Source organism: Desulfobacula sp., from assembly GCF_014237455.1.
Taxonomy (GTDB): Bacteria; Desulfobacterota; Desulfobacteria; order Desulfobacterales; family Desulfobacteraceae; genus Desulfobacula.
In genome coordinates, this window is the sequence record NZ_JABZFL010000010.1 from 1 (window position 1) to 11036 (window position 11036).

The 11036-nt window shown below is 42.3% G+C and carries 11 protein-coding genes; 8 read left to right on the forward strand and 3 right to left on the reverse strand.

Annotation, left to right across the window (positions count from 1 at the left end; all coding sequences use genetic code 11):
• The first annotated feature begins 258 nt into the window (after positions 1 to 258).
• The 7 genes from pylSn to pylSc are packed head-to-tail and all read left to right on the forward strand — an operon-like array spanning position 259 to position 6008.
• Positions 259 to 639: a pyrrolysine--tRNA(Pyl) ligase small subunit gene (gene pylSn / locus HGJ91_RS02030; protein WP_291346021.1), complete on the forward strand. Its 381-nt coding sequence runs from the start codon at positions 259 to 261 to the stop codon at positions 637 to 639.
• On the forward strand, positions 636 to 1268 hold the full coding sequence (locus tag HGJ91_RS02035) for a B12-binding domain-containing protein (RefSeq protein WP_291346022.1): 633 nt from the start codon (positions 636 to 638) through the stop codon (positions 1266 to 1268). Before pylSn ends, HGJ91_RS02035 begins: the two co-directional genes overlap by 4 nt.
• Before the next feature lie 18 nt (positions 1269 to 1286).
• The gene (locus HGJ91_RS02040) at positions 1287 to 2087 is read left to right on the forward strand and encodes a dihydropteroate synthase (RefSeq protein ID WP_291346023.1); all 801 of its coding nucleotides are present in this window, start codon (positions 1287 to 1289) and stop codon (positions 2085 to 2087) included.
• Positions 2087 to 3193 carry a methylornithine synthase PylB gene (gene pylB, locus HGJ91_RS02045; RefSeq protein ID WP_291346024.1) on the forward strand — a complete coding sequence of 369 codons (1107 nt, stop codon included), beginning with the start codon at positions 2087 to 2089 and terminating at the stop codon, positions 3191 to 3193. Before HGJ91_RS02040 ends, pylB begins: the two co-directional genes overlap by 1 nt.
• Positions 3187 to 4311, forward strand: a complete 1125-nt coding sequence (pylC, locus tag HGJ91_RS02050) for a 3-methylornithine--L-lysine ligase PylC (RefSeq protein ID WP_291346025.1) — start codon at positions 3187 to 3189, stop codon at positions 4309 to 4311. The genes pylB and pylC overlap by 7 nt, the downstream gene beginning before the upstream one ends.
• The gene (gene pylD / locus HGJ91_RS02055) at positions 4308 to 5141 is read left to right on the forward strand and encodes a 3-methylornithyl-N6-L-lysine dehydrogenase PylD (RefSeq protein WP_291346026.1); all 834 of its coding nucleotides are present in this window, start codon (positions 4308 to 4310) and stop codon (positions 5139 to 5141) included. The genes pylC and pylD overlap by 4 nt, the downstream gene beginning before the upstream one ends.
• A 21-nt stretch (positions 5142 to 5162) precedes the next feature.
• Complete coding sequence (pylSc, locus tag HGJ91_RS02060; protein WP_291346027.1) at positions 5163 to 6008, forward strand: pyrrolysine--tRNA(Pyl) ligase large subunit; 846 nt, start codon at positions 5163 to 5165, stop codon at positions 6006 to 6008.
• An 11-nt stretch (positions 6009 to 6019) separates the two neighbouring features.
• Here pylSc and HGJ91_RS02065 read toward each other — a convergent pair whose 3' ends face one another.
• The 3 genes from HGJ91_RS02065 to HGJ91_RS02075 are packed head-to-tail and all read right to left on the reverse strand — an operon-like array spanning position 6020 to position 8980.
• Complete coding sequence (locus tag HGJ91_RS02065; protein WP_291346028.1) at positions 6020 to 6775, reverse strand: RNA methyltransferase; 756 nt, start codon at positions 6773 to 6775, stop codon at positions 6020 to 6022.
• A gap of 30 nt (positions 6776 to 6805) precedes the next feature.
• Entirely contained in the window at positions 6806 to 7657 is an 852-nt protein-coding gene (locus HGJ91_RS02070) for a histidinol-phosphatase (protein WP_291346029.1), read from the reverse strand.
• Positions 7658 to 7699: 42 nt separating this feature from the next.
• The gene (locus tag HGJ91_RS02075) at positions 7700 to 8980 is read right to left on the reverse strand and encodes a radical SAM protein (RefSeq protein ID WP_291346030.1); all 1281 of its coding nucleotides are present in this window, start codon (positions 8978 to 8980) and stop codon (positions 7700 to 7702) included.
• A 318-nt stretch (positions 8981 to 9298) separates the two neighbouring features.
• Here HGJ91_RS02075 and HGJ91_RS02080 point away from each other — a divergent pair, with 318 nt between their 5' ends.
• The gene (locus HGJ91_RS02080) at positions 9299 to 10480 is read left to right on the forward strand and encodes a helix-turn-helix domain-containing protein (protein ID WP_291346031.1); all 1182 of its coding nucleotides are present in this window, start codon (positions 9299 to 9301) and stop codon (positions 10478 to 10480) included.
• Positions 10481 to 11036: the final 556 nt, after the last annotated feature.

An 11036-nucleotide genomic window follows, 5' to 3' on the forward strand; every position in this document is an offset into this window, starting at 1 on the left:
GTTCAGCATTTTGCCGGCATGAAGACGTCTAAGGTTATTGTGGCCATTAATGAAGACAAGGATGCCCCTATTTTTTCCAAGTGTGATTATGGCATTGTGGGAGATATTTTTGATGTTGTCCCGGTGCTGACTGAAAAACTTTAATAAGGATTTTCAACGGAGGGTGGATCGGACGGGATCACATGGACTCTAAATCCATGCAGCCGGGTGCGACTCCCGGGCTCTCCGCCATTTTAAATAATTTTAATTAAATAATTCATGGGAACAAAAGAAAAACAAATAAAACCTGCTAAAAAACGATATTATCGAAAAAGAGTACGGATTTTCAACCTGATCGATAAGATAAAGTTGTGGCCATCCCGAACAGGACAGCTCCACGGGATTCGTTCAATAGAAATCATGGGTAACACGGCCAGACTTATAACCCATTGCAACAAGGAATTTATCATCAATAATTCTTTGAACAGTCGTGCGGGACGATGGTTGAGGAACAAATGGATTATCCGGGTGTGCCCGGAATGCCGAGTCCCGGACTGGAAACTTGAAAAATATTCTTCGACATTATTTAAGCGGAACCAGGGCTCCATGTTGATAAAAACAAAAAACCTTTATACTGAACAAACAGGAGAAAAAAAATGACGGATTTTAATGCAATGCAGGATGCTTTGGTAAACTGTGACAAGAACAAACTGATGGGTCTGGTTAATGCTGCTTTGAGTGATAATACAGCTGCAGTGGATATTCTGAATCAAGGCCTTATTTCGGGCATGGATATTGTGGGTGACAAAATGGAGAATGGAGATATGTTTATTCCTGAAGTCCTTATGGCTGCCCAGGCCATGGGTGAATGTGTAACTATTTTAAAACCACTGCTGGGCGATGATGAAGCCGCTCAAGGAAGCAATGTTATTATCGGAACCGTCAAAGGAGATCTTCATGATATCGGTAAAAACCTTGTGTCCATGATGATGGAAAGTGCGGGTATGACGGTTCACAATCTGGGAGTTGATATCGGTCCCGAAGACTTTGTAATCCAGATTAAGGAAAAAAATGCTCAGATTGTCTGTTTGTCAGCCCTTTTGACAACCACCATGCCCATGATGAAACAGACCATTGATGCCATAGTTGAAGCAGGCTTAAGAGATCAAGTTAAAGTTATGGTCGGTGGTGCACCCGTGACCCAGGCCTTTGCTGATGAGATCGGTGCGGACGGATTTGCTCCAGATGCAGGTTCTGCTGCCAGATTTGCCAAAACCCTTGTTGCTTAGTCAAAGGAGAACCTTAGGATGTTTGAAGTAATTGGAGAACGGATCAACACCTCCAGAAAAAAAGTTCAGGAAGCGGTTGCCAATAAAGATGCTCAATATATTATTGATGATGTACAAAAGCAGCAGGAAGCTGGTGCCACCTATATTGATGTCAATGCCGGAGCCAGAATAGGCCATGAAACTCAAGATATGCAGTGGCTTCTGGATACGATCCAAGCAGTTGTCACTCTCCCCCTGACCCTTGATTCTCCAGACCCATCAGTGCTTGAAATGGCGTTTCAGATGGTGGAGAAAACACCCATGATCAATTCTATCAGTTTGGAAAAAGAACGGTTTGATACTATGATGCCGTTTTTGGAGGGAAAAGACTGCAAGATCATTGCCCTGTGCATGGATGATTCGGGCATGCCCGGGTCGGCTGATGATATCATCGCAAGGGCCGATACCCTTGTTAAGGCATTGAACGCCATTGGTGTCGCCACAAGATCTATTTATATTGATCCCCTTGTCCAGCCTATCAGCACAGACAGCAATAAAGGGGTCATGGTCCTGGATGCTGTAAGGGGCATAAAAACAAAATATCCAGATGTTCATATTACAGGCGGCCTGTCCAATATTTCCTATGGGCTGCCCCAGAGAAAAATTATCAACAGGACTTTTATAACGTTAATGATGGATGCAGGAATGGACTCAGCCATTATTGACCCCTTGGATGAAAAAATCATGGGAACCATCAGAACCGTAGACATGCTTTTGGGGCATGATGACTTTTGTATGAATTTTCTTAAAGGTGTTCGCGCTGGAGCAATTTTGAGCTGATGATAGATTTAAATCTAACCAAAATTTTAAATCGTTTACAAGATGGTAATACTACAGAGAAAAACGAAATAAAATATCTTCTTGGGCTTTCTGATCCTTACGACATCAATCTGCTTTTTGAAGCCGCCCAAAATGTACGGGATAGATATTTTGGGAACAAGATTTTTTTGTACGGATTTTTATATTTTTCCACACACTGCCGGAATAATTGCAATTTCTGTCAGTACAGAAGATCCAATAAGATGCTTGCCCGGTACCGGAAAACCCAAACTCAAATCCTCACTACAGCAAGGGAAATGGCAGATGCCGGGGTACATCTTATTGATCTGACCATGGGGGAGGACCCGGAACTGTATTCTTCAGGGGAATCCGGGTTTAACCGATTCGTTGGCATGATCAAAGCTGTTCAGAAAGAGACAAAACTTCCCGTAATGATTTCTCCGGGCATTCTTCCCGACAGAGTCCTTGTAGAACTGGCAGATGCCGGAATAATCTGGTATGCCTGTTATCAGGAGACACACAATAAAATACTGTATAAAACTCTGCGGCATGGACAAAAATTTGAAGAAAGACTGGCTAAAAAAAAGAGGGCCAAACGCCTTGGGATGCTTATTGAAGAAGGTATCCTGACTGGTGTGAGGGAAACCCTGGATGATCTGACCGACTCCATTATCTGGATGAGAGATTTTGGTGTGGATCAGGCAAGGATTATGACATTTGTTCCCCAGACAGGCACACCCATGGCCAGAATTATGCCTCAGGACAATTTAACGGAACAAAAGATCATTGCCGTCATGCGGCTTATCTTGCCGGACCGGCTTATCCCGGCCTCTCTGGATGTGGATGGACTTGACGGCTTAAAAGCGAGACTGGACGCAGGTGCCAATGTGGTAACCTCTATTGTTCCTCCCCAGAAAGGCCTTGCAGGGGTTGCCAATCATTCCCTTGATATTGAAGATTCCCGAAGGACCCCGGATTATATTTTACCGATTCTGAAAACCTGTGGGCTTGCACCTGCAATGCCGGAAGAATACCAGGCATGGATAGAAAACAGACAGAACGCATTGAGCAGTTCCTTTGCAAAAAAAGATAAAATAGTATGCTGATTGCTGTCATCGGAGGAAAACTCCAGGGAGTTGAAGCGGTTTACCTGGCTCAAAAGGCTGGATGGGATACCCTTGTTATTGACAAGAACCCTGATGCACCGGCAACAGGGTTGTGTGACCGGTTTCTGGAATTTGAGTTCAGTCTTGAACACCCGGTGCCCCAAGACTGCCCTGCAGTGGACCTTATCCTTCCGGCAGTTGAGGATACTGACGTGCTGACCGCAGTAAAGATCTGGGCAGAAATGAAAAATATTCCCCTGGCTTTTGACCTGAATGCTTACAGAATTTCAAGCTCCAAGCTGAAATCCAATGCGTTTTTCAGAAAAATGAATCTTCCTGCACCCGACCTCTGGCCGGATTGCAGGTTCCCTGTTGTGGTAAAACCGGATCAGGCAAGCGGCAGCCGGGGCGTTGAAGTGTTTAATGATGAAAAAGCACTATTTTCCAGGTTTTCAAACAGGCAGGATCTGAACAATAGGGTCATACAGCAATATTTGGAAGGACCTTCCTATTCCATTGAAGTTATGGGAGGCCCTGGAAAATACCAGGCACTTCAGGTCACTGATCTGAGTATGGATAAAATATATGACTGTAAAAGGGTAACCGCCCCTACACAACTATCATTGCAGCAGGTCAGCCGGTTTAAAGAAATGGCACTTGCCATTGCCGGCGACATTCGTCTCAACGGAATCATGGATGTTGAAGTGATACTCCATAATAATGAGCTCAAATTACTTGAAATTGATGCCAGGTTCCCCAGCCAGACACCCATGGCTGTTTACGGGTCAACAGGGATCAATATGGTTCAGATGCTGGGCAATTTGTTTTTAAATAAAAATAGTGTAGACTTTGAACAAAAACATGAACGGTTTGTAGTTGTTGAGCATATCCGGGTCGCAGGGCTTGATTTAGAAGTTTGCGGAGAGCATATCATGACCCGGGATGGTCCGTTGACAGTGCACTCTAATTTTTTGGGTGCCAATGAAGCCATTACAAGTTATGCCCCTGGGAAAAAACAATGGGTGGCCACTCTGATATTTACTGGCAGCACCCATGAGGATGTAACCGCCAAAAGACAGAGCTGCCATGAACAGATCGTTGAGGAGCAGAGCCATTGACCCGTTTAAAAACCAGTGATATCAGTAACATCTCATCTCGACTGGAGACATACAACCAGGAACTTTTGAGCAAAACAGACCGATCACTCCTGGGAATTGCCTGCCATGCTTGTGGTAAAGATGAAATTCAGATAAGCCGTCGGATCAAATCTTTTTGTATCCATGTCGTGCCGGTTACAGCCGGGCAGGGCATTATTACGGATTTCAGTGAAACCGTTGCGGCTATACTAAAGTTTTTAGGATTCACTGCCCTGGTGTCTGATCTGCCGGATGTCTCCGGTGTAGCACGGGCCTTTGAAAACAAGGCAGATGCCATCATGATGGCCGATGATCACAGGTTCGTAGGGCTGAATTTAAACACCCGGTCTGTGGCAGATAATTCTGAGGCAACCGGCAGGGTTTTTGCCGCCGCACTGGATCTTATGGCCAGAGGGATCGAGAACCGAAAAGTATTGGTCATGGGATGCGGTCCCGTGGGAGAAGCAGCTGCCCAGACTCTTTTATCTTCAGGGGCGCGGGTGGGGTTGTGTGATAGTCATTTTCCAGCCGCCAGGTTGTTGAAAGAAAGACTTTCAGTATATCCGGGGGGTAACAACATCGTCATTGAAGCGGATATAAATATGGCACTTTTAAACTATGAATATATTCTGGAAGCCACACCGTCTGCAGACACAATCTCGGACAGACTGATTCGAGATCATATGGTTATTGCAGCCCCGGGTGTGCCTTCAGGGATTTCGAAAAAGGGCTGCCAAATCCTAAAAGACCGCCTCATTCATGACAAACTGGAGCTGGGTGTTGCGGGTATGGCAATCTGTCTTGTTTTATAAAAAGAGAAACAGGAGACTATTTTGAATGATTTAACATGGACTGATACTCAGATCAGGCGACTTAAAGAACTGGGAGTGGACCTGGAAAATCTTCCAGCTTGTTTTTCTACGCTGGCTGAACGGAACAAAATATTTCAGAAAATTGAAAAAAAGCAGGTTAAAGCAGGCAGGGAAAAGTTATCAGACTTTCTGATTCAGGGGGGAAAATCACACATTGAAAAATTGAAGGAAACACTTTGCCGGATACTTCATCAGCAAGGGTTTATACAGGTGTTTACCCCGACGATCATAACCAAAGCTGCCTTGGCAAAGATGACGATTGATGAGGATCATCCCCTTTTTCACCAGGTTTACTGGCTAACTGAAAAACAATGTCTAAGGCCCATGCTGGCACCGAACCTTTACAGCTTAATGGTTGATTTCAGCCGGTTGAACCACCGGCCCATTCGGTTTTTTGAGATGGGTTCCTGCTTTCGTAAAGAATCTGACGGTGCCCGGCACAACCATGAATTTACCATGTTGAATTTTGTGGAAATGGGACTTGCCAAAGAGACCCGGATTGACAGGCTAAAAGAACTGGCAGCCATTATAGCAAAGGCAGCAGGGCTGAATGAGTTTAGATTTGAAAGCGAAGACTCCACTGTCTATGGAACCACCCTGGATGTTGTGGCGGGTCCTGAAAATATTGAAGTTGCTTCCGGAGCCATGGGGCCCCACCCCCTTGATGCAGCATGGGGCATTACAGATACCTGGACAGGGATGGGTTTTGGTATTGAAAGACTGTTGATGATATCTCAAGGAGACACCTCAATTGGTAAATGGGGGAAAAGCCTGTCCTATTTAGATGGTATCCGTTTAAGTATTTAAACATAATATGATTATTCATCGCGAATCTTTGTATGTTTTTTTCTCTGGTTTTCTGTCCAGTCGATTCTGCTCATCAGCCCCCGGATGATTCGGACATCCCTGGATGTGAGCCCTGCGGTACCAAAGATTCGCCTGAACGTTCTTAACAGGTGATCCGGGTTTTGTTTGTCAAGAAAATCAATATTTAAAAGACTGTCTTTCATATGGGAAAACATGTGTTCAATCTCATCCCCGGCAGCAAGTTTTTTAGGTGGCGGGTCAAAAAATTTTTTTCCCAGATCAGATTTTAAAGAGATTTCGTACAACAGCACAGTCAGGGCATGGCTCAGGTTCATGGACGGGTAGGCATCATGGGTAGGGATGGTGATAAAATGCTGGCAAAGATCAAGATCTTTTGTTTCAAGCCCTGTGTCCTCAGGACCCAGTACCAGTGCGCAATTTGTTTCCTGATAGTCTTCCCGGAATTTTTTTGCTGCACCGGACGGGGCAAAAAAATTTTTCCGATACTTGCCAAACCGCCGGGTAGTGCCAAAGGCAATCTGTATATCTGAAAGGGCAGATTGAAGATCATCAAAAATCAACGCATTTTCAAGAACGATGAATGCACTTAAGGCCATTTTTTTTGCCAAAAGGGATTTATAATGTTTTGTGGGATTTATCAGCCGAAGCTGCGTAAATCCGAAATTCATCATAGTCCTGCAGACAGAGCCGATATTAATCGGTCCCCGGGGTTCAACAAGAATGATTGAAAGATTTTCAGGTTTCATCTCTATCGTCTTTGTTTGTTTTTTTAGACCTTAAGTTAAAAGCACGGGATCAGGCCATTGGGTTTCAAATCCATGGGCGGTTAATATTTCGATTGCCTTGTCAACATGAAGCCCTGCTTCACTGACGCCGTGGGAATCATCTCCGGGAACGACACGGATTCCCATTTCCTTAACATTTTTAAGAATCGAGCTTGTGATATAGGGCTCTTTTTCTCCCCTTGCAAGGGGCCGAAGATTAAAATCCATGACAAGGTTCAAGGATTTGATAAGTGTTAGATTCCTTATGATTTTCTTTTTAATTTTCGGGTGCAAAAGCCTTTTTTTGTAATCCTCATCATAGATTCTGATCAGGTCAAAATGCCCTACAATAAATGGTTTGAGCGTTTTTATCATTTCATATTGAAGGTCAAAATACTTTTCATACATGGCATCATACGAGCCGCAGACACCGGCAGTCCTGTCATAGTCTTCTTTGGAATAATCAAAATAGATATCATCAATATGGTGGACAGACCCCACAATATAATCCGGTTGAAACGTTGAGATCAGTTTATTCATATGATCGGCGTAGCCGGTACAGGTTTCTGTCTCCATCCCGGCAAAGATTTTAATTTTAGAAGCATATTTATTTTTCAGTGCATTGAGCTCGTTAAAGTAATTTCCAAACCGTTTATGGATATCAACAGCCGTAAGATTCGCCTTTTTTTCATCAGGAAACAAAAAGTTGTCATTCATCGGCGGGACATGTTCGGTAATCCCGACTTTTGTAAACCCGAGTTCTATATACCGCAGGATAATATCTTCAAGCAAATCCCTGGCATGGTTGCAATACTGGCCGCTGTGGCCCCCGTGAAGTGAAATGAGGTGTGGTGTCATGTTCATGAAAGCAAAACTACCATCAAAAAAGGGGTAAAATCAAGTGTTTCATAGCCGCTGGATGATATATAAAAACGTGGGAAACCGGCTCAGGGATTTCAGTTTATAAAAATCATAGAGCACCTGCCGGGAGGGACTGCCGAATTTTAAAGGAGACAGGTAAACACATCCTTTGGGGTTTGTTCTGTTGACACTTTCCCTGATAAGGGTCATTGCCGCCTCGTAGTGAGAATCCGAAAGGGTGTCATCCATGACAAAGTTGCAACTGATTTCAATATGGGGGAAGGTATCATTTATGATCTGTATCTTTTCAAATGCCTCGCCAACTTTTTTTACAGTCAATGGTTTGCCAAGAAGGTCCAAAGTTGCCTGGTCATACGATTCAAGTCCGATATTGATAAAGGTTTGAAAGGGCATGCGATTGAGTGTTTCAAAAAGGGTTTTGTCAGCAGCTAAAAAAGAACCAACACTCCCGAACATGAATAAATAATTTTCTTTCATATATGACGACTCAAAATGAAACGCATGACAGGCTTTGTGAACTGTATCCAGAATCAGTTCACAAGGCGCGTTTAAGGCATCATGTTCTCCTAAAAACAGGGCATTGAAATTGATGAGGTCTTTACCATACAATTGTTTGAGCTGTTTGATCTGGTGGTCAATATCCTGTTCTGACCGGACGGAAAAACTCTTTTTGTTTTTCACCTTGCAAAATCGGCATTTATACAGGCACCCGTCAGAAATATTTAAGGGGATAATATTATAGTCAACGTGCCGGGCATCGGGCGGCATCACCGTCACCCGTGATCCGGATATCTCAAACAGTTTTTGTGCCTTCTTGTGCAATCCTTCCGGTGTCTGCTGCTTTATGGCGCAAACCCACTGGCAAACCGGGTCTGACAAACCCGCATCCGGCAACTGTCCTATAATCTGATGCCAGTTTTTGACAATTTGACCTATTTCCTTTTCTTTAAAGGGTTTGCCGCCAAGCAGGGAATTTGTCGGATACATCAGGTTGGGCAGATAATACTCGCCCAGAGCTTCATACACGCCTGAATATCCGCCGGTGGAATAATAGACCCAGTCATTTCCCAGGGTTCGCTTAAGCCATTCAGATGGGTGAATCCAGGCTTTTCTCTTTGATTTTGCATGCCTGAGGTCATGGTTGAGATTGAATTCAAAAATATAATCACGGGTTTCAAGTCTTGAAAACAAACCATATTTTACAGGATAACTGACCTTTGTATATTCAGTGTCCCCGTGGCACTTCAATTCAATTGAAAGATCATCAGTTTTAAAAATTTGATTTTTATAGTTTGCTGCATCCATTCATTCAACCATTCCCATAATTTTAATGTTCTGTTGTTTACAACCGAATTAACTATTTGGCAATAATTTTTTAAAAAAATTACAGGCAGTGGCTTTGGGATATTGCTTTACATGTTCTTTTTTGTATGTCAGGGTATTTTTAAAATCGGTTTTGAAAATAGATTAAAAAACTGTATTAGATGCTTTAATGTTATATTATAAAAAAAAATATAAGGTTAATATACAGATTTTTTTCTGGTTAATATGATACGTTATGGCTCTAAACAATTCGACATATCAGAGGACTACAATTAAATTATTAATATAGGATAAATAGTTATGATTTTTTCTCGTCATCCCAAGCTACTTAGCGATGCTGAGCTCAGTGCATGGCTTATTTCACTAATTGAAAGAAAAGCACCAGAGTCTGATTTTTTGGATTACAAAGAATCAATCTCCATCAATACTCAAAAAGAAAAAATGGAACTTTGTAAGGATGTAACCTCTTTCGCTAATGAAAACGGAGGTGCGTTAATTTATGGTGTTCCAGAAACAGTTCAAAATGGAATACCCATGCCAAAGGACATTTCCGAATGTGGCATTGAATTCCCAAGTGATTCAATTATTAATATCGAAAATATATTATTAGATGTTATAGCACCACCACTGCCAGAACTTTTTATTAAAGTTATTAGCATAGATGGCACTCCGTCCAAATCAGTACTATTAATTTACCATCCAGGAAGTTGGAATAAACCCCACATGGTAGAAGGATATAAACAGGGACGTTATTATCGAAGAGGAAATTTTCGTTCTATATTAATGAATGAGAAACAAATTGAAGAGGCTTATTTAAAAAGAAAAGCATCAAGTGAATTAGCGCGAACATTTTTTGAAAACACAAATTTTCGGGAACCTCCTGAAAAAGTAACTTTTCTTAGAGCAATCGCTTGTCCCCATTATTCTTTATACAGACGGGAGGAAATGGCTGAAAAATCCTTTAAAAATTGGCTTGATAGCAATCCTCCGGGTGGTCGCAGAGGAGATTGGGTTCCATTTATTGACGGATGGTGTTTTCGAGGGTATCCAGAAGGCAATTTTTATGGCAAACAATATGAAATACGGTTTTTTCACAATGGAGCTATTTGCTTAGATATTGATCTATCAACTGAAATAAATGATGAGTTACTCAAATTGACATGGGTTGAAGATTATGTTTTTGCGGAACTGTTCCTTCCGTATTCCGCAAAGGTATTAGAAGCACATAAAATAAGCGGTCCCGTTTCTTTTAAATTTAATTTGTTCAATGCAAAAGGCTTATCAGCTAAATTCAAATCAGGAAGTTGGTATTCTGACCCCACAATAGGACCAACTCCAATTGAGACCGATTTTATAAGCTTTATTGAAGATTCATCAGTTAATGAATTAAATCTATTTCAATCCAATTTATTGAAAAGATTAATTGATAGGTTTTCATCCGCATTTGGCCTATGGAGAAATTCAATATTAACCGAGCCATAACCTGTCGCTTGAGTGGATCGGGGGCTACTGAGCGGCTCTTGAAGGTTTTTGTTTTAATATAAAATTTAATCATGCAGAGGTTGTCGGTATTAAGGCCCCGACCCCTCAGCTTTGCGATAAGCTGACCGCTCCGCGGCCAGCTTATCGGCGGCTGTTATTCTCAACACCATGGACAGGCTATGCGCTCCGCCTATCCATGGTGTTGAAGCCGCCGTTATGTGTGATAAGAAAAAATACAGGGAAACACCATGGGTATGATCATAAGAGTTGCATTTAATAACCAGCAATGGGCTGGAAAATGCGTTAATGCTGATAAACGTGATAGACGATTATATAAATGTTGGGAGAAAACGGTAAAAACGGGATACAAGGTCAATAAAAAAGGGCGTTGTTTAGCTGATTGCGTAGAATCAAATTTATGCAAAAAATACTTTTGGATTAATTAATAAATTAAACCTTCAGCTTTGCTGATGGTCCAAGCTTTGCTTTGCGGGTAAGTGAGAGATTTACAAAAACAGAATACCTCCTTAAAAAGGGTTTGTGGAGACCCTAAAAT